This is a genomic window from Acidovorax sp. Root70 (genome assembly GCF_001428225.1).
GTDB lineage: Bacteria > Pseudomonadota > Gammaproteobacteria > Burkholderiales > Burkholderiaceae_C > Acidovorax.
In genome coordinates, this window is record NZ_LMHQ01000007.1 from 106,380 (window position 1) to 126,948 (window position 20,569).

Annotated in this window: 17 protein-coding genes, 1 tRNA gene and 1 riboswitch; of the genes, 9 read left to right on the forward strand and 9 right to left on the reverse strand. The window is 66.0% G+C overall.

Annotation, left to right across the window (positions count from 1 at the left end):
* Positions 1–350 precede the first annotated feature (350 nt).
* Positions 351–3,248, forward strand: a complete 2,898-nt coding sequence (locus ASD94_RS05220; RefSeq protein ID WP_056639519.1) for a valine--tRNA ligase — start codon at positions 351–353, stop codon at positions 3,246–3,248.
* A gap of 133 nt (positions 3,249–3,381) precedes the next feature.
* Positions 3,382–4,269, forward strand: coding sequence for a UTP--glucose-1-phosphate uridylyltransferase GalU (gene galU, locus ASD94_RS05225; protein ID WP_056639520.1), 888 nt, complete (start codon positions 3,382–3,384; stop codon positions 4,267–4,269).
* A gap of 85 nt (positions 4,270–4,354) precedes the next feature.
* Here galU and ASD94_RS05230 read toward each other — a convergent pair whose 3' ends face one another.
* The 3 genes from ASD94_RS05230 to cysM form a co-directional block, all read right to left on the reverse strand.
* Positions 4,355–4,582, reverse strand: a complete 228-nt coding sequence (locus ASD94_RS05230) for a sulfurtransferase TusA family protein (protein ID WP_056639714.1) — start codon at positions 4,580–4,582, stop codon at positions 4,355–4,357.
* 5 nt (positions 4,583–4,587) lie between these two features.
* Positions 4,588–5,172: an NUDIX domain-containing protein gene (locus ASD94_RS05235; RefSeq protein ID WP_056639522.1), complete on the reverse strand. Its 585-nt coding sequence runs from the start codon at positions 5,170–5,172 to the stop codon at positions 4,588–4,590.
* A gap of 124 nt (positions 5,173–5,296) precedes the next feature.
* Positions 5,297–6,199: a cysteine synthase CysM gene (gene cysM / locus ASD94_RS05240; RefSeq protein WP_056639524.1), complete on the reverse strand. Its 903-nt coding sequence runs from the start codon at positions 6,197–6,199 to the stop codon at positions 5,297–5,299.
* A gap of 39 nt (positions 6,200–6,238) precedes the next feature.
* On the opposite strand from cysM, the gene ASD94_RS05245 reads away from it, so the two are divergent.
* Positions 6,239–6,323: transfer RNA gene (locus tag ASD94_RS05245), tRNA-Leu, on the forward strand.
* Positions 6,324–6,601: 278 nt separating this feature from the next.
* Here ASD94_RS05245 and ASD94_RS05250 read toward each other — a convergent pair.
* The 3 genes from ASD94_RS05250 to ASD94_RS05260 form a co-directional block, all read right to left on the reverse strand.
* Positions 6,602–7,480 carry a DUF6279 family lipoprotein gene (locus ASD94_RS05250; protein WP_056639525.1) on the reverse strand — a complete coding sequence of 293 codons (879 nt, stop codon included), beginning with the start codon at positions 7,478–7,480 and terminating at the stop codon, positions 6,602–6,604.
* Between the two features lie 193 nt (positions 7,481–7,673).
* Positions 7,674–7,889 carry a hypothetical protein gene (locus tag ASD94_RS05255; RefSeq protein WP_056639527.1) on the reverse strand — a complete coding sequence of 72 codons (216 nt, stop codon included), beginning with the start codon at positions 7,887–7,889 and terminating at the stop codon, positions 7,674–7,676.
* Between the two features lie 87 nt (positions 7,890–7,976).
* On the reverse strand, positions 7,977–8,921 hold the full coding sequence (locus ASD94_RS05260; protein ID WP_056639531.1) for a LysR family transcriptional regulator: 945 nt from the start codon (positions 8,919–8,921) through the stop codon (positions 7,977–7,979).
* 179 nt (positions 8,922–9,100) lie between these two features.
* Here ASD94_RS05260 and ASD94_RS05265 point away from each other — a divergent pair, with 179 nt between their 5' ends.
* From ASD94_RS05265 to ASD94_RS05275, 3 genes are all read left to right on the forward strand, one after another.
* On the forward strand, positions 9,101–10,297 hold the full coding sequence (locus ASD94_RS05265; protein ID WP_015015345.1) for an acyl-CoA dehydrogenase: 1,197 nt from the start codon (positions 9,101–9,103) through the stop codon (positions 10,295–10,297).
* Between the two features lie 108 nt (positions 10,298–10,405).
* Positions 10,406–11,680, forward strand: coding sequence for a CaiB/BaiF CoA-transferase family protein (locus ASD94_RS05270; protein WP_056639532.1), 1,275 nt, complete (start codon positions 10,406–10,408; stop codon positions 11,678–11,680).
* A gap of 280 nt (positions 11,681–11,960) precedes the next feature.
* Positions 11,961–13,562, forward strand: coding sequence for a methyl-accepting chemotaxis protein (locus tag ASD94_RS05275; RefSeq protein WP_056639533.1), 1,602 nt, complete (start codon positions 11,961–11,963; stop codon positions 13,560–13,562).
* Positions 13,563–13,651: 89 nt separating this feature from the next.
* Here ASD94_RS05275 and ASD94_RS05280 read toward each other — a convergent pair whose 3' ends face one another.
* The 3 genes from ASD94_RS05280 to ASD94_RS05290 form a co-directional block, all read right to left on the reverse strand.
* A complete protein-coding gene (locus ASD94_RS05280) occupies positions 13,652–14,203 on the reverse strand; it encodes a 6,7-dimethyl-8-ribityllumazine synthase (protein WP_043565627.1) in 552 nt (183 codons plus the stop codon).
* Between the two features lie 151 nt (positions 14,204–14,354).
* A riboswitch (FMN riboswitch) is annotated at positions 14,355–14,525 on the reverse strand.
* Positions 14,526–14,661: 136 nt separating this feature from the next.
* Positions 14,662–15,147: a hypothetical protein gene (locus ASD94_RS05285; protein WP_056639535.1), complete on the reverse strand. Its 486-nt coding sequence runs from the start codon at positions 15,145–15,147 to the stop codon at positions 14,662–14,664.
* A 114-nt stretch (positions 15,148–15,261) separates the two neighbouring features.
* Positions 15,262–16,236, reverse strand: coding sequence for a LysR family transcriptional regulator (locus ASD94_RS05290; RefSeq protein WP_056639538.1), 975 nt, complete (start codon positions 16,234–16,236; stop codon positions 15,262–15,264).
* Positions 16,237–16,391: 155 nt separating this feature from the next.
* On the opposite strand from ASD94_RS05290, the gene ASD94_RS05295 reads away from it, so the two are divergent.
* From ASD94_RS05295 to ASD94_RS05305, 3 genes are all read left to right on the forward strand, one after another.
* Positions 16,392–17,411 carry a TRAP transporter substrate-binding protein gene (locus ASD94_RS05295; protein WP_056639541.1) on the forward strand — a complete coding sequence of 340 codons (1,020 nt, stop codon included), beginning with the start codon at positions 16,392–16,394 and terminating at the stop codon, positions 17,409–17,411.
* Between the two features lie 69 nt (positions 17,412–17,480).
* Complete coding sequence (locus ASD94_RS05300; protein WP_056639543.1) at positions 17,481–19,262, forward strand: IlvD/Edd family dehydratase; 1,782 nt, start codon at positions 17,481–17,483, stop codon at positions 19,260–19,262.
* Positions 19,263–19,315: 53 nt separating this feature from the next.
* The gene (locus tag ASD94_RS05305) at positions 19,316–20,545 is read left to right on the forward strand and encodes a fumarylacetoacetate hydrolase family protein (protein ID WP_200954193.1); all 1,230 of its coding nucleotides are present in this window, start codon (positions 19,316–19,318) and stop codon (positions 20,543–20,545) included.
* Positions 20,546–20,569: the final 24 nt, after the last annotated feature.

Consider the following 20,569-nt stretch of genomic DNA (forward strand, 5'->3'; position numbering starts at 1 on the left):
AGCGAAGCGGCCCTGGCTAGGCGTTTCGCCGCAGGCAGTACAAGTACTACGACAAGGCGAGACAACGACGCCAGGGGAGTTTTGTTAGCCGCTCTCAGAGCCTGGTCCGCGTTGCCGCGCCCTCCTCGCTCTGTGGGGCGGAATTATCAGGACGCATTCACCCGCGCACCCAGTCACAAGGTAACCATTGGAAAGAATCGGCCGACAGACGGTGCGCCGCCCCCGAACGGGCGAAGGCCCTGCAGGGCCAGCGCCGGGGTGGCGGTCCCTTAAAATGTGCGGTTCACCCTCTTGTTCGTCGGAGCGCTCCCTGCGGCTGCTCCGCCCCACTGCCTCCACTGCGACACCCCATGAGCACGCCCCAACCACAACCCGGCCTCGAAAGCCTGTCCAAGTCGTTTGAACCTGCTGCACTGGAAGCCCACTGGGGCCCCGAATGGGAAAAGCGCGGCTATGGCACCGCAGGCCACCGTGGCACGGGTCAGCCCCAGGCGGGCGAGCCCGCCTTTTCCATCCAGCTGCCGCCGCCCAACGTAACGGGCACGCTGCACATGGGCCATGCGTTTAACCAGACGATCATGGACAGCCTCACGCGCTACCACCGCATGCGTGGCTTCAACACCGTGTGGGTCCCGGGCACCGACCACGCAGGCATCGCCACACAGATCGTGGTGGAGCGCCAGCTGCAAGAGCAAGGCATCAGCCGCTACGACATGGGCCCCACCCCGCCCGAGGCGCGCAAAAACTTCGTGAGCAAGGTGTGGGAGTGGAAGGAAAAGTCCGGCAACACCATCACCACCCAGATGCGCCGCATGGGCGATAGCGTGGACTGGGGCCGCGAATACTTCACCATGGACGACAAGCTGAGCGCAGTCGTCACCGATACCTTCGTGAAGCTGTACGAGCAGGGCCTGATCTACCGCGGCAAGCGCCTGGTGAACTGGGACCCGAAGCTGCAGTCCGCCGTGTCTGACCTGGAAGTCGAGAGCGAAGAAAAAGACGGCTCGCTGTGGCACATCGCCTACCCGCTGGCCGATGGCTCGGGCAGCCTGACGGTGGCCACGACCCGGCCTGAGACCATGCTGGGCGACGTGGCGCTGATGGTGCACCCCGAGGACGCGCGCTACACGCACCTCATCGGCAAGATGGTCAACCTGCCGCTGTGCGACCGCCAGATCCCGGTGATCGCCGACGAGTACGTGGACAAGGAATTCGGCACGGGCGTGGTCAAGGTCACGCCTGCGCACGATCAGAACGACTACGCCGTGGGCCAGCGCCACAAGCTGCCGATGATCGTGGTGCTGACGCTGCAAGCCACCATCAACGAGAACGCGCCCGCCAAGTACCAGGGCATGGACCGCTTCGTGGCCCGCAAGGCCGTGGTGGCTGATCTCGAAGCCATCGGCGCGCTGGTCGAGGTGAAGAAGCACAAGCTCATGGTGCCGATCTGCACCCGCACCGGCCAAGTCATCGAGCCCATGCTGACCGACCAGTGGTTCGTGGCCATGAGCAAGGTCAGCGACCAGGACCCCACCGGCAAGAGCATTGCGCAAAAGGCCATCGACGCCGTGGCCAGCGGCGAGGTGACCTTTGTGCCCGAGAACTGGGTGAACACCTACAACCAGTGGATGAACAACATCCAGGATTGGTGCATCAGCCGCCAGCTGTGGTGGGGCCACCAGATCCCGGCCTGGTACGACGAAGACGGCAACGTGATCGTGGCCCGCACCGAAGCCGAAGCGCAGGCCAAGGCCCCGGGCAAGCAGCTGCGCCGCGACGAGGACGTGCTCGACACCTGGTACTCGTCCGCGCTCGTGCCCTTCAGCACCATGGGCTGGCCTGAACAAGGCGACGCACCCACCGACGACTTCAACCTGTACCTCCCCAGCACCGTGCTGGTCACGGGCTACGACATCATCTTCTTCTGGGTCGCCCGGATGATCATGATGACCACGCACTTCACCGGCCGCGTGCCGTTCAAGCATGTGTACATCCACGGCCTGGTGCGCGATGCGCAGGGCAAGAAGATGTCCAAGTCCGAGGGCAATGTGCTCGACCCCGTGGACCTGATCGACGGCATTGCGCTGGAGCCGCTGCTCGACAAGCGCACCACCGGCCTGCGCAAGCCCGAGACCGCACCCACCGTGCGCAAGAACACGCAAAAGGAATTCCCCGAAGGCATCCCGGCCTATGGCGCCGATGCACTGCGCTTCACGTTTGCCGCGCTGGCATCGCTGGGCCGCAGCATCAACTTCGACAGCAAGCGCTGCGAGGGCTACCGCAACTTCTGCAACAAGCTCTGGAACGCCAGCCGCTTTGTGCTGATGAACTGCGAAGGCCAGGACTGCGGCCTGAAGGAACACACCAAGGAAGAGTGCCAGCCCGGCGGCGCGATGCATGGCTACATGGAGTTCAGCCAGGCGGATCGCTGGATCAGCTCGCTGCTGCAAAAGACCGAGGCTGAAGTCGCCAAGGGCTTTGAGGAGTACCGCCTCGACAACGTGGCCAACACGATCTATGACTTTGTCTGGAACGAGTACTGCGACTGGTACCTGGAAATCGCCAAGGTGCAGATCCAGAACGGCACCGAAGCGCAGCAGCGTGCCACGCGTCGCACGCTGATTCGCACGCTCGAAGCCATCCTGCGCCTGGCCCACCCCATCATCCCGTTCATCACCGAAGCCCTGTGGCAGGTGGTGGCGCCCGTCGCCGGCATCCCCGGCGAGTCGGTCAGCATCGCGCGCTATCCCGAAGCCCAACCGGCCAAGATCGACGAGGCCGCCATCGCCCGCATGGGCCGCGTGAAGGGCCTGGTGGACGCGTGCCGCGCCCTGCGCGGCGAGATGAACGTGTCCCCCTCCACCCGCCTGCCCCTGTACGTGGTGGGCGACACCGAGTTCATGCGCGGCGTAGGCCCGGTGCTGCAGGCGCTGGCCAAGCTCAGCGAGGTCAAGGTGTTTGACGACGAGGCCGCCTGGGCTGCCGCCGCACAGGCCGCGCCTGTGGCCGTGGTGGGCGACGCCCGCATGTGCCTGTACATGGAGATCGACGTGGCGGCCGAGAAGGCCCGCCTGTCCAAGGAAATCGCCCGCATCGACGGCGAGATCACCAAGGCCAACAACAAGTTGTCCAACGAAGCCTTCGTGGCCAAGGCCCCTGCGGCGGTGATCGAGCAGGAGAAAAAGCGCATTGCCGACTTCGGCACCACGCTGGGCAGATTGCGCGATCAGCTGACACGGCTGGGCTAAAACCAGGGCCATACTGCGCCATGGCAGCCCGTTTCGCACGGGCCGCCTGCCTCGTTTTCATGTTCTGCCGGTGTGGGTTGCGGGCTGCGGTGCGGCCTGGGCGCACCGGCACCCATCCGTACAGAGGAGCCCCATGACCGTTGCCACCACCGTTCGCAAAGCCGTTTTCCCCGTTGCCGGACTGGGCACACGCTTTCTGCCCGCCACCAAAGCCAGCCCCAAAGAGATGCTGCCCGTGGTGGACAAGCCACTGATCCAGTACGCGGTCGAAGAGGCCTACGCGGCCGGCATCCGCCACATGATTTTTGTGACCGGCCGCAGCAAGCGCGCGATTGAAGACCACTTCGACACCGCCTACGAACTGGAAGCCGAGCTGGAAGCGGCCGGCAAGAAGGAACTGCTGGAGCTGGTGCGCTCCATCCAGCCTGACGACATGGACTGCGCCTTTGTGCGGCAGCCCCGCTCGCTGGGCCTGGGCCACGCCGTGTTGTGCGCCGAGCCGCTGGTGGGCAAGGAGCCTTTCGCCGTACTGCTGGCCGACGACCTGATGGTGGGCCCCCAGGGCGGCGAGCCCGTGCTGGCACAGATGGCCTCCGCCTTCCGCCAGCAGGGCCGCTCGGTGATCGCGGTGCAAGAGGTGCCCGAGGACCAGGTGCACAGATACGGCATCGTGGCCGGCGAGCCCGCCGGAGGCCCGCTGATTCGCATCCAGCGCATTGTGGAGAAGCCCAAGGCGGCCGATGCCCCCTCGCGCATGGGCGTGGCAGGCCGCTATATCCTCACGCCCGGCGTGTTTGACGAGATCCGCAACCAGCCACGCGGCGTGGGCGGCGAGATCCAGCTCACCGACGGCATCGCCCGCCTGATGCACAGCGAGGCGGTGTATGCGTTTCAGTACGAAGGCAAGCGCTACGACTGCGGCAGCAAGGAGGGTTTCCTGGAAGCGACGGTGGAACTGGCTTTGCAACACCCGCAGGTAGGGGCGCAGTTCCGGGACTACCTGAAGGGCCTGGCGCTGTAATCCACAGCCCGCCCAAGCCCCTGCCAAACTACAAAATCAATAGCTGCCAGCGCTTGTTTGACAGGCACTGGCAGCTTTTTTACTTTCAACGGCGACGCAGAACGTGGATGTACTCTTCGCCCACTGTCCGCTGCTCCACCAACTCGTTGCCGGTCTGCTTGGCAAACGCCTGAAAATCGCGCAGCGATCCGTTGTCGGTGGCCACCACCTTGAGCAGCTGGCCGCTGGCCATGTCCGACAGCGCCTTCTTGGCCTTGAGGATGGGCAAGGGGCAGTTCAGGCCCCGGGTGTCGATTTCTTTGTGAATGTCCATGGTCATCAATCCTTAGGCGGCGTCGCAGCCGGGGCTTGTTCGTCCAGACCCCGGCGGCGCTCTGCATTTTCTTCGGCCGTGAAAAACACGGGCTCGTGGCCCCGTGTGCGCAGCCAGTCGGCCAGCGCGTAGCCCGTGCCCGCGGGCCAGCATTTGAGGTCAGGCAGATCGTACAGCCGGTAGTCCACCAGCTCGGGCGATAGTTGCACCTGCCCCGTGGCCACCACATGGTAGGCAATGATGATCTGGTTCATGCGCAAGAACTCGTAGGCCCCCACCAGGGTGGTGGACTGCACATCGAGGTTGGTCTCCTCCTTGACCTCGCGCGCAATGCCTTCCTGGGGCGACTCGCCTGCCTCCATGAAGCCGGTGATCAGTGCAAACATCTTGCCCGGCCAGGCCGCATTGCGCGCCAGCAGCACCTTGCCGTCGATCTCCACGATGGCGGCCAGCACGGGCGTGGGGTTGTTCCAGTGTGTCCAGCCACAGGCGGGGCAGCGCAGGCGCTCCTTGTCGCCGCCATCTTCGGCCAGTGTGATGGGCTGCAGCTCGGTCGCGCAGTGGGGGCAAAAACGGACTTCGTAGTGCATATGCTATCTTTTATGTAGCTACTGAGGCATATTCAAATAGCGCTAGCAGCCATTTTGATTCAAAAACCTGTGCAAAGGCACCTGGCGACGCCCGAGGAGCCCATCCTGCACCCCGCACCACCGGTCATGCAGGAAACACCCCGGTCGACAAATACCGGTCGCCCCGGTCGCATACGATGAAGACGATGGTGGCATTGCTGTCGCGCGCGGCGATCTGCTGCGCCACCCAGCATGCGCCGGCGGCCGAGATGCCCGCAAAAATGCCCTCCTCGCGCGCCAGGCGGCGGCACATGTCTTCGGCATTGTCCTGGCTCACCGACACCAGCTCGTCCACCGTGCTGGCGTCGTAGATCTTGGGCAGATACTCCTGCGGCCACTTGCGGATGCCCGGGATGCGCGAGCCTTCTTCAGGCTGCGCGCCGATGATCCGAATGGCGGGATTTTTCTCCTTGAGGAACCGAGACACGCCGGTGATGGTGCCCGTGGTGCCCATGGCGCTCACAAAGTGCGTGATCCGCCCGCCCGTCTGCTCCCAGATCTCGGGGCCCGTGGTTTCGTAGTGGATGCGCGGGTTGTCGGGGTTGCCAAACTGGTCCAGTACCGTGCCTTCGCCGCGCTTTTGCATGGCCTCTGCCAAGTCACGCGCATGCTCCATGCCGCCGCTCTTGGGGGTGAGTACCAACTCGGCGCCAAAGGCCTTCATGGTCTGCGCGCGCTCGATGGACAGGTCTTCCGGCATCACCAGCACCATGCGGTAGCCCTTGATGGCGGCCGCCATGGCCAGCGCAATGCCGGTATTGCCCGAGGTGGCCTCGATCAGCGTGTCGCCGGGGCGGATGTCGCCCCGCTCTTCAGCGCGGCGGATCATCGACAGTGCAGGCCGGTCCTTGACGGAGCCTGCGGGGTTGTTGCCTTCCAGCTTGCCCAGCACCACATTGCCACGCGCCGCGTTGTCTTGGGCCCCAATGCGCTGCAGCGCCACCAGCGGCGTGTTGCCTACCGCGTCTTCAATCGTCGGATATTTCATACGCCCTACTGTGCCATAATTCAGGGCTTCACATATTCCGCCCGGGTGGTGAAATTGGTAGACGCAGGGGACTCAAAATCCCCCGCCGCAAGGCGTGCCGGTTCGATTCCGGCCCCGGGCACCACAGTCAACAAGGCCGGTAGCTTCCACGAGCTATCGGCCTTTTTGCTGGGTTGGACGATCTGACACCTGCACTGGGGCCCTGCACGCCCTTGCGCCGTACCGCACCACCCTCCATGACCGCCCAAGACCTGATCGCGCACGCCACGGTGCTGGCCTACCGGCTGGCGGGTTATGCCCTGCAGAACATGGCCGAGGATGCGGCGCTGCTGGCGATGATGTTCTGCTGACCTTCACGCCCCTGCCGCAGCAACGCTTGCGCATGGCCGATGGCACGGCAACTCAGCGCGCAGCCAGCAACAAGAAGTCCTGCTCATAGCCCTTGAGGGATTGCGCAGCGCGCAGCCGGTGGGCTGGCGTCATGGCGTTGTGCAGGCGCGCAAACCCCTCGCAGCCCTCGGTCACCAGCGCTTGCGCGTAGCGCTGGTAGGCACCATCTGGCGACGTCACCACGCGGTCCAGAAAGCCCAACATCAGCGTGCGGGCCTGGGCGGTGTTGCCACGGTCGGCCTGGATGCTGCGCAGCACCTGCACCAGGTCCTTTTGCCGGCGCACACGCTCGGCATAGGTGCGCTGCGGGTCGAACGCCGACTGGGCGACGAAGGCGCGCAGCACGGCCTTCTGCGGCTCGTCCAGCGGGCCATAAAAGGTTTCGAGCCGCGATGAGAGGTCCTTGAAGCGGCGCTCGCGCAGCTTGTCGGGCGGCGGGTCCAGCCATTCGGATTTCCAGTCGGTATTGCTGTCGGCCTGCTTGCGCTCCAGGTTGCGGATCTGCGCCTCGGTCAGCTGGGAGGCCAGCCACACCACCTTGGGCTCGGCCTGGGCAAGCACCTTGTCCAGCTGGGCGCGGGCTTCCTCGTAAATGCGGCAGGCCTGCTCGGCGGTGATGCTGGCGGGCAACTGCTGCTGCACCCTTTGCAGCAGCTCGGCATGCTGGGGCAACATGGTGTCGCGGTGCCAGCGGTGCAGCTCGCCCAGGTCGCCACGCACTCGCTCTGTCTGCGCGTCCGACAAGTCAAGGTAACGGTTCAGCTGCCAGTACGCCAGATGGGGTACCTGGTTGTACGCCAGCCGCACCGTGCTGCAGCCCGCCAGCAACGCACCGGCCAGGGCCAGGGTGGCAATGCACAAGGTGGTGCGCAGGCGGGACACAGCGGGCACGGCAGCTCCAGAATAACGGGACAGCGCAGGATAGGCCCAATGCCCGCTACGCCAGCCGCAGCGCGCGGATACCCCGGCCCGCAGACCAGGATTTCGCCCAGCTGTGCCCCTGCCAGACCCAGCCCAGCCCAGCCCAGCCCAGCCCAGCCCAGCCCCGTGAAGGCTGCGCGCCAGAGGCCGGGTGAGCGGGAAATCAGTTGTCCTGTCGCCGGATCAACTGGCGGCCGCTGGCGGTGATGGCCAGTTCGCCACCCATCCCCTTGGTGATGAACCCCCATTCAAGCAGCCGCCCGGAGACATGGTCTTTGAGCGCATGGGGCAGCGTGATGACTTCGCCCATCTCCAGTTGCTTGAGGGTCTCGATCTCGTCCACGGTGGGGTCGAAATGCGGAGCGTGGTAAGTGGTCATGGTGGTCGCTCTCCAACAAGGTTGGTGAATGAAAGACAGACTTCCGCGCAACCAGATTAGTTCACCGCCCGGGTGGACGCAAGCGCATCAACCCGCCACCGGGGCGCCCGCCGCCTCCGCCATCTGCTGCAGCCAACGCGAAAAGGTGGCCAGCACCGGGGGCTGGGCCTGCGCGGGGCTGATGAGGTAGTACGCCCGCTCGCCGCGCAGCGGTCGGTTGCAGGCCACCACCAGCTCGCCACTGGCAAGTTCGGCCTCGATGAGCAGCGGCGGGATCAGCGCCACGCCCATGCCATGCGTGGCGGCCACGGCCAGCATGGAGAACAGCTCGTAGCGCGGGCCATCCAGCGCGTGCGGCGCATCCACGCCCATGGCATCGAACCACTGGCGCCAGCCATACGGGCGCGTGCTTTGCTGCAGCAGCGGCAGCTCGGCCAGCGCCTCGGCGGCCACGGGCTGGTGGGCGCGGCCCCGGCCCCGGGGCGCGGCAGATTCGAGCAGGCGCGGGCTGCACACGGGCAACACGTCTTCGTGCATCAGCAGTTGCGCCTGCACGCCGGGCCAGTTGCTCACCTGCTCGGGCGTGCCGGCATACAAGGCGGCATCGAAGGTGGTGTCGGCAAACAAAAAGGGGCGTGTCTGCGTGTCGATGTGCACCACGATGTCGGGGTGCGCCTGCGCCAGTTGCGGCAGGCGGGGGATGAGCCAGCGCGTGGCAAAGGTGGGCACCGCCGCCAGCGTGAGGGTGCCGCCCTCGCCCTGATGGGCCATCACGTCCAGCGTATCGCGCTCCAGACCCTGCAGCCAGCGCGCCACCTGGCGGCCGTAGTGCGCGCCCGCAGGCGTCAGCACCACGCCGTGGCGCGTGCGGCGAAACAGCGCGACGCCCAAAAACTCTTCCAGCGCCTGGATCTGGCGCGACACGGCGCTCTGGGTGAGTGACAGCTCCTGCGCGGCGCGGGTGTAGCTCTCGTGGCGGGCGGCGACTTCAAAACAGGCCAGGGCCTGGGTCGATGGAATGTTGCGGCGCATGATGAAGAGGAACTTGTGAAGAAGCCACCATCCATTGACGCTGGCTGCAACAAGTATTCCATACATTCCATAAACGCATGTCTGGATGAAAAGAACTCGCTTGCGGGCCAGCATCCCAAAGCCTACGATGCGTTCCAGATTCGTTTTTTCCTCACCCCCTTTCCGACCTGGAGACACACATGGCCCACGCCGCTTTTCAATGGGATGACCCGTTCCTTCTGAGCCAGCAACTGACGGACGACGAGCGCGCCATCCGCGACGCGGCCGCTGCGTATTGCCAGGACAAGCTGGCCCCGCGCGTGCTGGACGCCTTTCGCCACGAAAAGATGGACGTGAGCATCTTCCGCGAGATGGGCGAAGTGGGCCTGCTGGGCCCCACCATCCCCGAGCAGTACGGCGGCCCCGGCCTGTCGTATGTGGCCTACGGCCTGATCGCCCGCGAGGTGGAGCGCGTGGACTCGGGCTACCGCTCGATGGCCAGCGTGCAGTCGTCGCTGGTGATGGTGCCCATTTATGAATTCGGCAGCGAAGCCCAGCGCCAGAAGTACCTGCCCAAGCTCGCCAGCGGCGAGTGGATTGGCTGCTTTGGCCTGACCGAACCCGACCACGGCTCCGACCCCGGCAGCATGGCAACGCGCGCCTACAAGGTAGACGGCGGCTACAAGCTCAAGGGCAGCAAGATGTGGATCACCAACAGCCCCGTGGCCGACGTGTTCGTGGTCTGGGCCAAGGAAGTGTCCGAAGGCGGCGCCGTGGGCCCTATCCGCGGCTTTGTGCTGGAAAAGGGCATGAAAGGCCTGACAGCCCCTGCCATCCACGGCAAGGTGGGCCTGCGCGCGTCGATTACCGGCGAGATCGTGATGGACGATGTGTTCGTGCCCGAAGAAAATGCCTTCCCTGAAGTGCAGGGTCTCAAGGGCCCCTTCACCTGCCTGAACAGCGCCCGCTACGGCATCGCCTGGGGCGCCCTGGGCGCGGCCGAGTTCTGCTGGCACACCGCCCGCCAGTACACGCTGGACCGCAAGCAGTTTGGCCGCCCCCTGGCTGCCAACCAGCTCATCCAGAAGAAGCTGGCCGACATGCAGACCGAGATCGCGATTGGCCTGCAGGCCTGCCTGCAGTTCGGCCGCATGAAGGACGCAGGCACGGCCAGCGTGGAGGGCACCTCCATCATCAAGCGCAACAGCTGCGGCAAGGCCCTGGACATTGCCCGCCTGGCGCGCGACATGATGGGCGGCAACGGCATCAGCGACGAGTTCGGCGTGGCCCGCCACCTGGTGAACCTGGAAGTGGTGAACACCTACGAAGGCACGCACGATGTGCACGCGCTGATTCTGGGCCGCGCCCAGACGGGCATCGCCGCGTTCGCCAACTGATCGGCCTGCGCCCCGAGAAACAGCAAAAACACCGCCTTTGCGGTGTTTTTGCCTTGTAGCGCTAGTCCATCATGCGCTGACAGCTATTAATTTCATAGTAAACACACCATGACCACCTCTTCTACCGCCCCAGGCGCCCTCGCAGGCATCAAGGTGCTCGACCTCTCCCGCGTGCTGGCCGGGCCGTGGTGCACGCAGATCCTGGCCGACCTGGGCGCGGACGTGGTCAAGGTAGAGCGCCCCGGCGTGGGCGACGACACGCGCCAGTGGGGCCCACCCTTCTTGAAGGACGCCGAGGGCAACGACACCAACCAGGCCAGCTACTACACCGCGTGCAACCGCAACAAGCGCTCGGTCACCATCGACATGGCCTCGCCCGACGGCCAGGCGCTCATTAAGCAGATGGCGCTGGAGGCGGACATCGTGGTGGAGAACTTCAAGGTCGGCGGCCTCCAGCAATACGGCCTGGACCATGAGAGCCTGCGCGCACTCAACCCGCGCCTCATCTATTGCTCCGTCACCGGCTTCGGGCAGGACGGCCCCTACGCCGAGCGCGCGGGCTACGACCTGATGGTGCAGGCCATGACGGGTCTGATGAGCATCACCGGCCAGGCCGACAACCAGCCCGGCGGTGGCCCCATGCGCGTGGGCGTGGCCGTCATCGACCTGTTCACCGGCCTGTACGCCAGCAACGCCATCCTGGCCGCGCTGCATGTGCGCGACAACGCCACCAATGGCACCGGCCAGGGCCAGCACATCGACATGGCCCTGCTCGACGTGGGCATGGCCATGCTGGCCAACCAGGCTTCGGGCTTTCTGGCCACGGGCAAGGCCCCCGGCCGCATGGGCAACAGCCACCCCAGCCTGGCGCCCTACCAAGATTTCCCCACCGCCGATGGCAACATGCTGCTGGCCATTGGCAACGACGGGCAGTTCCAGCGCTTTTGTGCAGCGGCCAACCAGCCGCAATGGGCTACGGACCCTCACTTTGCCACCAACACGCTGCGCGTACAAAACCGCACCGCTCTAATCCCCGCCATGGAGGCCGTGACCCGCACGCGCACTACGGCCGACTGGATCACGCTGCTGGAAGACAAGGCCGTGCCCTGCGGCCCCATCAACACCATTGCCCAGGCGTTTGACGACGCGCAGGTCCAGGCCCGTGGCCTGGCCGTGACGCTGCCGCGCTGGAAGGACGGCGAGGCCGCCACCGACAACGTGCAGCAGATCACCGGTGTGGCCAGCCCGCTGCGCCTGTCGGCCACCCCACCCGTGCTGCGCAATGCGCCACCGGCCCTGGGCCAGCACACCGACGAGGTGCTCGCCGAGATGGGGCTGGATGCGGCGCGCATTGCAGCGCTGCGGGCCAGCGGGGTTGTGTAGTCAATCCCTCACCGCATCGGTCTGCGCGATGCCCTGACCACTGCACGGCCTTGCCCTCACCGGCAAGGCCGTTTTGTTTGGGCTGGCTGCATTCGATAAGTCACTTGTCCTATTCCGCGCACGCCTGCCCCACGGCAAAAAAGGCATGTACAAATATTTACATCCGTCTCCATAATCCCGAAGACACCCTGCCTGCGGCCCTGCCCCCTGCGCGCCGCTGAACCGGGATGGAGGGCCACCGGCCCCACTGCGATGTTTCTGGACCCTCAAGGAGTTCCTCATGAAGCTCAGCCTCAAGCTCCCCCTGGCCTTTACCGTGTCGCTGCTGCTCTTGTTTGCAGCGGCACTGTTTGGCATCAGCCGCCTGAACCAGGCGCTCGACACCTACCAGACCACCGTGGCCCAGAGCTTCGAGCACGAGCGCATGGCAGCGGGCATGCTCAACAACTTCAAGGTGCAGGTGCAGGAGTGGAAAAACGTGCTGCTGCGCGGCAAGGACCCTGCCCAGCTCACGCGCTACTGGGCCGCGTTTGAAAAGCAGGAACAGGCCATCAAGGACGAGGCGCAAAAGCTGGTGGCCGCCCTGCCGGCTGGCGAAGGCCGCGAACGCGTGCAGCAGTTTGCCCAGGCCCACGAACGCATGGGCACTGCCTACCGCAAGGGGTTAGAAGCCTTCAAGGCGGCCGACCACGACCCGCAGGCGGGCGACAAGGCCGTGGCGGGCATGGACCGCGAACCCTCGCAGTTGCTGGACCAGGCGGGCGAGCTGATCGCCAAGGCCAGCAGCACCGTGGCCGAGCGTGCCGCCTCCACCGCACAGCGCGCCACCACCATCAGCCTGGTGGTGATGCTGGTGGTGTGCGCGCTGGGCATTGCTGGCGCCATTGCCTTCAGCCGCACGGTGGTGAACCCGCTGGACAACGCGGTGCGCGTGTCGCAGGCCGTGGCCAGCGGCGACCTGACGGTGGCGCGGCACGTGCAGGGCAAGGACGAAATCGCCCTGCTGCTCAATGCCTTGCACGACATGCAGAACAGCCTGTCGCAGGTGGTGAGCAACGTGCGCAATAACGCCGACAGCGTGGCTGCCGCCAGCACCGAAATTGCGCTGGGCAACAACGACCTGAGCGCCCGCACCGAGCAGCAGGCCAGCGCGCTGGAGCAAACATCGGCATCGATGGAAGAACTCAGCTCCACCGTGCAGGCCAATGCCGAAAACGCCCGCACCGCCAACCAGCTGGCCGTGAGCGCCAGCACCGTGGCCGTGCAAGGCGGCGACGTGGTGGCCGAGGTGGTGACCACCATGAAGGGCATCAACGACAGCAGCAAGAAGATCGCCGACATCATCTCGGTCATTGATGGCATCGCGTTCCAGACCAACATCCTCGCGCTGAACGCTGCGGTGGAGGCGGCGCGCGCGGGTGAGCAAGGCCGGGGCTTTGCCGTGGTGGCCAGCGAGGTGCGCAGCCTCGCCCAGCGCAGTGCCGACGCCGCCAAGGAGATCAAGACCCTGATCCACGCCAGCGTGGAGCGTGTGGAGCTGGGCACCACGCTGGTGGACAAGGCCGGCACCACAATGAATGAGGTGGTGAGCGCCATCCGCCGCGTGACCGACATCGTGGGCGAGATCAGCGCCGCCAGCAGCGAGCAAAGCGCAGGCGTAGCGCAGGTGGGGGACGCCATCACCGAAATGGACCAGGCCACGCAGCAGAACGCAGCCCTGGTCGAGCAAAGCGCAGCGGCTGCCGACAGCCTGAAGGTGCAGGCGCAACAACTGGTGCAGGCAGTGGCGGTGTTCCGGCTGGCGGATGCGCAGACGAGCCCACCCACCGCCTCCCGCACGCCCGCTGCGGGCCACCGCCAGCCCCGGTTGGCCGCAAGCTGACGTGGCGCGGCCATTTCAAGCCAAATCGGCCTGAAGCGCTAGTGCATCATGCGCAAGTAGCTACATAAATAGTAGCAACTAGCGCTTTCTCACGCTTCGGCCAGCGCAGGGGTTGCCTGCTGCACAGTCGCCAGCGTGGGCGAGGCCAGCTTGCGCAGGTAGGCCATGGTCTGCAAGCAGGCCTGGGCCACCTCGGTGCCCTTCTTCACGAAATGCTCGCGGAAGAAGCGCACATGGTCCTCGTGGTCGTGGAAGTCGCGCGGCGTGAGCACGGCCGACATCACAGGCACCTCGGTGTCGAGCTGCACGCGCATCAGGCCGTCGATGACGGCGGTGGTGACGAACTCGTGGCGGTAGATGCCGCCGTTGACCACCAGCGCGCAGGCCACGATGGCGTCGTAGCGCCCGCTGCGCGCGAGCTTGCGGGCCAGGAGCGGAATCTCGAACGCGCCGGGCACGTCGAACAGCGCCACCTGCGCGGGCGGCAGGCCATGGCGGTCGAACTCGGCCAGGGCCGCGTCGCGCGCCTGGTGCACGATGTCCTGGTGCCAGCTGGCACTGATGATGGCCACGCGGGCGCCACGGTGGGCGGCGACAGGGGCCAGGGGAGAGACGGAAGAAGTAGCAGAAGACTGATTCATGGGTTCCTCAAAACAGGTCGTACCAGAATCAGGGCGCGCGCGAGCACGGCGCCTGCACAGGGCGGCGCAGGCCTCACGGCGCTGACCAGCGGGCAAAAAGCACGCAAGCAAACGCCAAAGGCCCAGCCACCCATGGCGGGTGCTGTGGGTATCGCGATCTCTTTCATCCGGACTGTGACCGTCGGCTCTGGCATCGCACCAGATCTGCTGACCCTGCAGGCCTGTTCCGAAAAACGGCACCGCAGGCGCTCGCGGGCTGTTGCGGGCTTTCCAGCCAACAAATACCGCCGGTGGGGAATTCCGCCCCGCCCTGAGAACGCTGTCGGCCCTGAAGGACATTCGGAGCCGACCGCGGGATTTTAGGCGGCGGGCAAGCAGCACGCCGTCGCGCAGGCGATTGCCTGCACTGGCAGTGGCGGCTTCTGGGGCTCCGGGGTGTGCAGAACGCCGATGTCTGCTCAGCGCACGCGCTGAAACCCGCCTTCGGCCCAGGTCGCCGCGCTGGCGGGCGTGAGCTTGAAAGTGGGCGGCGCAGACGCACGGGCAACCTCTTCACCCAGCTCGTCCTGCGCGCTCAGCGTGGCCGTGGCGCCTTCTTCATCGGGCACGATGGCCAGCGCCACGCGCAGGCGCTGGCCGTCGGTGCTGGTGATGTGCACGCTTTTGTTCAGCTGCGCGTGCAGTTGCTGCTCATGGCGGCGCACCACCTCGCTGGCGGTCTTGACCAGCGTGTGGAAAGCCGACACATCGAGCGGCTTGGGGTTCTTTTTGTCGCGGCCCATGGTCCAGGGGCCCACCAGCGCGGGCTCAGCCTCGCCCTTCAAGGTCATGGCCACGGCCCAGCCATCGTCGTCCTCGTTCTTAATGACCTGCGCCGTCCAGCGCCCGTCGCTCCAGCAGCGGGGTTCCTGGATGGTGTCGGGCGTGTCGGGTGCGTCGGTCATGGAGAAAAAGGCCTGGATTGCGGGAAAGGGCGCAGAGCATAACGGCAGGGCCCGTCGATCCCAATTTTCAATAACCGTTGGTTATCGAAAAGGCCACGCATGGCGCAGGCCTGGTTACTCCCCCAAAACGTCCGGCGCCACCCCCGCCGTCTCACGCAGCACGTCGATAAAGGCCTGTGCCGAGGGCGTGGGCGGCTCGCCCAGGCGGGTGATGAGGCCATAGCTGGGCATGCGGTCGGGCAGCTCGACAGGGATGCGCGAGAGCAGCCCCCGGTCCACGTATTTCTGGATCAGCGCAGCGGGCTGCAGCGACATCATGTGGGTGGTGTTCATCAGCTCCAGCGCAAACAAGAAGGACGGCGTCTCCACCACCCCCGCCGTGAGCGCCAGACCCGCGCCACCAAACAGGTCGTCCGACACCTTGCGCACGGCCGTGGAGGCGGGGTACAGAATCCACGGCCAGTGCGCCAACTCGGTCAGCGACAGGTCGGTGGCGCCGCGCAGCGGGTGGTGCTGCCCGCCCACCACATGCAGCGGCTCGGCCGACAGGTGCTCGTAGTGGAACTGGCTGCGCTGGCCTTCTGTGGTGAAGCGGCCAATCATCAGGTCGATCTTGCGTTCGGCCAGCCAGGCAATGAGCTGGTCACTGCTCTGTTCCAGGATCTTGATGACCAAGAGGGGCCGCAGGCGCTGGATCTCGACCACCGACGCCACCAGCACATGCGCGGCCGACCCGGTGATGGCGCCCACCGTCACATGGCCGTGACCGCCCTGCTTTAGCGCGTTGAATTCATCGACAAACTTGCGCTGCCCATCCAGCGCGGCGCTGGCGTAGCGCAGCGTAAAAAGCCCCAGCTCGTTGGGACGCATGCCGCGCGAGAGGCGGTCGAACAGGCGCGCCTCAAGGATCTCCTCGATGTCCATGAGGATCTTGGTGGCCGCAGGCTGCGTGACGTGCATCTGCTCGGCCGTGAGCCGCAGGTTGCGCGTGCGGCCCAGGATGTCGAGAAACTGCAAATGCCGAAAGCGCAGCCGCGCGCAGGCCTGCGCCAAAGACAAGGGTTTACCCGGAAATTCGTCTGGACTCATAAGCGTTTGGAATGGATTGTCGCAAAACATTCAGTGGACCCGCCGGGGCGTGAAACCTAACCTTGTCTCTGCGTCGATAACGGCTGGCCCCAAAAAGCCGCAGGCGCCGAAGGCCTCGCCAACGGGGTCAGCCATTCCAACGGAGACAAGACACCATGCAATTCACTTCCCTCGCCAAATCCTTGGCATTCGGCGCCACGCTGCTGGCCGCCCTCGCCACCCCCGTCGCCGCGCAAGTCAAGGAACACACCTTCAAGGTCGGCATCGGCCTGAGCGACGACCACCCGCAGGCCCAGGCCGTGCGCCACTTTGCCGAGCGCCTGCAGGCCAAGAGCGGCGGCAAGATGAGCGCCAAGCTATTTGCCAGCGGTGCCCTGGGCAATGACGTGAGCATGACCTCGGCCCTGCGCGGCGGCACGCTGGAGATGACGATTCCGGACTCGTCCACGCTGATGTCGCTGATCAAGCCCTTTGGCGTGCTGAACCTGCCGCTCACCTTCAACACCGAGGCAGAAGCCGACGGGGTGCTGGACGGCCCCTTCGGCCAGAAGCTGTTGTCCATGCTGCCCGACAAGGGCCTGATCGGCCTGGGCTTCTGGGAGAACGGCTTTCGCCACGTGACCAACTCGCGCCGGGCCATCAATACGGCCGATGATCTGGCAGGCCTGAAGCTCCGCGTGATCCAGAGCCCCTTGTTCCTCGACACCTTCAACGCCCTGGGCACCAACGCCACGCCCATGCCGTTCACCGAGCTGTACACCGCCATGGAACAAAAGGCTGTGGACGGCCAGGAGAACCCGCCCGCCACCATCCTGGCCAGCAAGTTCTATGAAGTGCAAAAGCACCTGGTACTGTCGCGCCACATGTACAGCGCCTGGGTGCTGCTCATCTCCAAGAAGACCTGGGACGGCCTCTCGGCCGACGAAAAGAAGATCGTGCAGGAGGCCGCGCGCGAGGCCACGGTGTTCGAACGCAAGACCATCCGCGCCTTCAGCGAAACCGCCCTGGGCGAGCTGAAAAAGGCCGGCATGCAGATCACCGAGTTGCCCGCAGCAGAGCAGGCCAAGCTGCGCACCAAGCTGCAACCCGTGCTGGCCAAGTACGGCAAGGAGTTTGGCGAAGAGACCACCAGCGAGCTGATGGGCGAGCTGACCAAGGCGCGGGGCGGCAAGTAAGCCACTAGTTCGTTCCCTGGGGCGCAGCTCCTGGCTGCGCCCAGCCCCTCTTTTGCGACGCCCGACCCCATGACAAAAACACCCCGCCGCCCCTTCCGCTCCCGCGAATGGTTTGCCGCACCCGAGCGCTCGGACATGACCGCGCTGTACCTGGAGCGGTTCATGAACTACGGGCTCACGCCCGAAGAGCTGCGCTCGGGCCGCCCCATCATCGGCATCGCGCAGACGGGCAGCGACCTGTCGCCGTGCAACCGCATCCACCTGGATCTGGCGCGCCGCGTGCGCGACGGCATCCGCGATGCGGGCGGCATCCCGATGGAGTTCCCCGTCCACCCCATCTTTGAGAACTGCCGCCGCCCCACGGCCGCGCTGGACCGCAACCTGGCCTACCTGGGCCTGGTGGAGATCCTGTACGGCTACCCCATCGACGCGGTGGTGCTGACCACGGGCTGCGACAAGACCACGCCCGCGGGCGTCATGGCCGCGTCCACGGTGGACATCCCGGCCATCGTGCTCTCTGGCGGGCCGATGCTCGACGGCTGGCATGAGGGGCAGCTGGTGGGCTCGGGCACCGTCATCTGGCGCAGCCGCCGCCAGCTCGCGGCGGGCGAGATTGACGAGGAAGAATTCTTGCAGCGCGCCTGCAACAGCGCGCCCTCCGCCGGGCACTGCAACACCATGGGCACGGCCTCGACCATGAACGCGGTGGCCGAGGCGCTGGGTTTGTCGCTGCCGGGCTGCGCGGCCATCCCGGCGCCCTACCGCGAGCGCGGGCAGATGGCCTACGAGACCGGGCGGCGCATTGTGGAGATGGCATACGAAGACCTGCGCCCCTCGCGCATCCTGACGCGCGAGAGCTTCCTGAACGCGTTGTCGGTCGTCAGCGTGGCCGGCGGCAGCAGCAACGCGCAGGTGCACATCATGGCCATGGCGCGCCACGCGGGCGTACAGCTCGATGCACAGGACTGGACCGACCACGCCTACGACCTGCCGCTGCTGCTGAACATGCAGCCTGCTGGGCAGTTTCTGGGCGAGCGCTTCTTCCGCGCCGGCGGCGTGCCCGCGCTGATGTGGGAGCTGCAGCAGGCCGGCAAACTGCATGCCGACTGCGCCAGCGTGACCGGCAAGACGGTGGGCGAAAACCTGCAAGGCCGCGAAACCCATGACCGCGAGGTGATCCGCCCTTTCAACAACCCGCTGATGGAAAAGGCCGGCTTCATGGTGCTCAGCGGCAACCTGTTCGACTTCGGGATCATGAAGACCTCGGTGATCTCCGAAGCCTTTCGCCAGCGCTACCTCAGCCGCCCGGGGCAGGAGGGCATCTTTGAAGCCCGCGCCGTGCTGTTCGAGGGCGCAGACGACTACCACGCGCGCATCAACGACCCGGTACTGAACATCGACGAAGGCTGCATCCTGGTGATGCGCGGTGCGGGCCCCATCGGCTGGCCGGGCTCGGCAGAAGTGGTGAACATGCAGCCGCCGGACGCGCTGATCCGACGCGGCATCAACACCCTGCCCACGCTGGGCGACGGGCGCCAGTCGGGCACGGCAGACAGCCCGTCCATCCTGAACGCATCGCCCGAAAGCGCCGTGGGCGGAGGGCTGAGTTGGCTGCAAAGCGGCGACACGATCCGCATCGACCTGAACACCGGGCGCTGCGATGCGCTGGTCGCCCCCGAGGAAATCGCGCGCCGCAAGCGCGACCTGCCCGCCCCACCCGTGCCCGCGAGCCAGTCGCCGTGGGAAGCGCTGTACCGCGAGAAAACCGGGCAGCTGGCCGACGGCGCCACGCTGGACTTTGCGCTGGAATTTCAGCGCATTTCTGAAAAGACGCCACGCCACAACCACTGACAACGACCAGGTGGGCCACCGGCGCCCGCCCGGATTTTTTCGAAGGACTTTCCATGAACAACATGACGGCAGCAGCAGTTGCCGAACGGGCCCGTGCGCCCAACGCCACATTGCAAGTGCTTCCCGACGACGGCCTGCAAGGCACGCTGGTCGGCCGCGTGTGGGCACCCAGTGGCGCCGTTCCTGGCCCTGCGGTGGTCGCACTGCGGCCCGAAGGCGTGTTCGACCTGAGCGCGCACTACCCCACCATGAGCACGCTGCTGGACACCCTGGCACCGGCCGAGGCTGCGCGCACCGCCACGGGCCAGTACCTGTGCAGCGTGGACGACCTGCTGGCCAACAGCCAACCCGGCGCGCGCGACGCCGCACGCCCCTGGCTGCTGGCACCGTGCGACCTGCAGGTGGTCAAGGCGGCGGGCGTGACCTTTGCTGCCAGCCTGATCGAGCGCGTGATCGAGGAGCAGGCGCGCGGCGACGCCGCCCGGGCGCAGGGCCTGCGCAGCCAGGTGATCGGCCTCATCGGTCAAAACTTAGCGGACATCCGCCCCGGCTCGCCCGAGGCGATGCGCCTGAAGGCGCTGCTGCAGGACAAGGGCTTGTGGTCGCAGTACCTGGAGGTGGGCATTGGCCCCGACGCCGAGGTGTTCACCAAGGCGCCGGTGCTGGCGTCGGTGGGCTGTGGTGATGACATCGGCATCCGCTCCGATTCGGCCTGGAACAACCCCGAGCCCGAGGTGGTGCTGGCCGTGAACAGCCGGGGCCAGATCGTGGGCGCCACGCTGGGCAACGACGTGAACCTGCGCGACATCGAGGGCCGCAGCGCCCTGCTGCTGGGCAAGGCCAAGGACAACAACGCATCGTGCGCGCTGGGCCCGTTCATTCGCCTGTTTGACGCCAGTTTCGGGCTGGAACAGGTGCGCAATGAGACGGTGCACCTGCGCGTGGCGGGCGCGGACGGCTTTGAGCTGCGCGGCATCAACACCATGGCCAGCATCAGCCGCGACCCTACCGACCTGGTGGCGCAGACGCTGACTGCACACCAGTACCCGGACGGGTTCATGCTGTTCATGGGCACGCTGTTCGCCCCCATCGAAGACCGCGACCAGCCGGGCGGCGGCTTCACCCACCACCTGGGCGACCTGGTGTCCATCCAGAGCGCCTGGCTGGGCGGCCTGCACAACCGCGTGGCGCACAGCGAGGCCGCGCCGCCCTGGCGCTTTGGTCTGCGGGCCTTCATGGCCAACCTGGCGCAGCGCGGGCTGCTGCAGGGCGCGGTGCTCTGAGGCGCAAAAAGAAAACAGGAGACA

Excerpts from the sequence above, each read along its gene's own strand:
- ASD94_RS05255 (WP_056639527.1), bottom strand. The coding sequence starts at position 7,889 with ATGACCACTTACCACGCTCCGCATTTCGACCCCACCGTGGACGAGATC.
- ASD94_RS05260 (WP_056639531.1), bottom strand. The coding sequence starts at position 8,921 with ATGCGCCGCAACATTCCATCGACCCAGGCCCTGGCCTGTTTTGAAGTC.
- ASD94_RS05280 (WP_043565627.1), bottom strand. The coding sequence starts at position 14,203 with ATGAATCAGTCTTCTGCTACTTCTTCCGTCTCTCCCCTGGCCCCTGTC.
- ASD94_RS05220 (WP_056639519.1), top strand. The coding sequence starts at position 351 with ATGAGCACGCCCCAACCACAACCCGGCCTCGAAAGCCTGTCCAAGTCG.
- ASD94_RS05290 (WP_056639538.1), bottom strand. The coding sequence starts at position 16,236 with ATGAGTCCAGACGAATTTCCGGGTAAACCCTTGTCTTTGGCGCAGGCC.
- galU (WP_056639520.1), top strand. The coding sequence starts at position 3,382 with ATGACCGTTGCCACCACCGTTCGCAAAGCCGTTTTCCCCGTTGCCGGA.
- ASD94_RS05295 (WP_056639541.1), top strand. The coding sequence starts at position 16,392 with ATGCAATTCACTTCCCTCGCCAAATCCTTGGCATTCGGCGCCACGCTG.
- ASD94_RS05230 (WP_056639714.1), bottom strand. The coding sequence starts at position 4,582 with ATGGACATTCACAAAGAAATCGACACCCGGGGCCTGAACTGCCCCTTG.
- ASD94_RS05235 (WP_056639522.1), bottom strand. The coding sequence starts at position 5,172 with ATGCACTACGAAGTCCGTTTTTGCCCCCACTGCGCGACCGAGCTGCAG.
- ASD94_RS05305 (WP_200954193.1), top strand. The coding sequence starts at position 19,316 with ATGAACAACATGACGGCAGCAGCAGTTGCCGAACGGGCCCGTGCGCCC.
- ASD94_RS05275 (WP_056639533.1), top strand. The coding sequence starts at position 11,961 with ATGAAGCTCAGCCTCAAGCTCCCCCTGGCCTTTACCGTGTCGCTGCTG.
- ASD94_RS05300 (WP_056639543.1), top strand. The coding sequence starts at position 17,481 with ATGACAAAAACACCCCGCCGCCCCTTCCGCTCCCGCGAATGGTTTGCC.
- cysM (WP_056639524.1), bottom strand. The coding sequence starts at position 6,199 with ATGAAATATCCGACGATTGAAGACGCGGTAGGCAACACGCCGCTGGTG.
- ASD94_RS05265 (WP_015015345.1), top strand. The coding sequence starts at position 9,101 with ATGGCCCACGCCGCTTTTCAATGGGATGACCCGTTCCTTCTGAGCCAG.
- ASD94_RS05285 (WP_056639535.1), bottom strand. The coding sequence starts at position 15,147 with ATGACCGACGCACCCGACACGCCCGACACCATCCAGGAACCCCGCTGC.
- ASD94_RS05270 (WP_056639532.1), top strand. The coding sequence starts at position 10,406 with ATGACCACCTCTTCTACCGCCCCAGGCGCCCTCGCAGGCATCAAGGTG.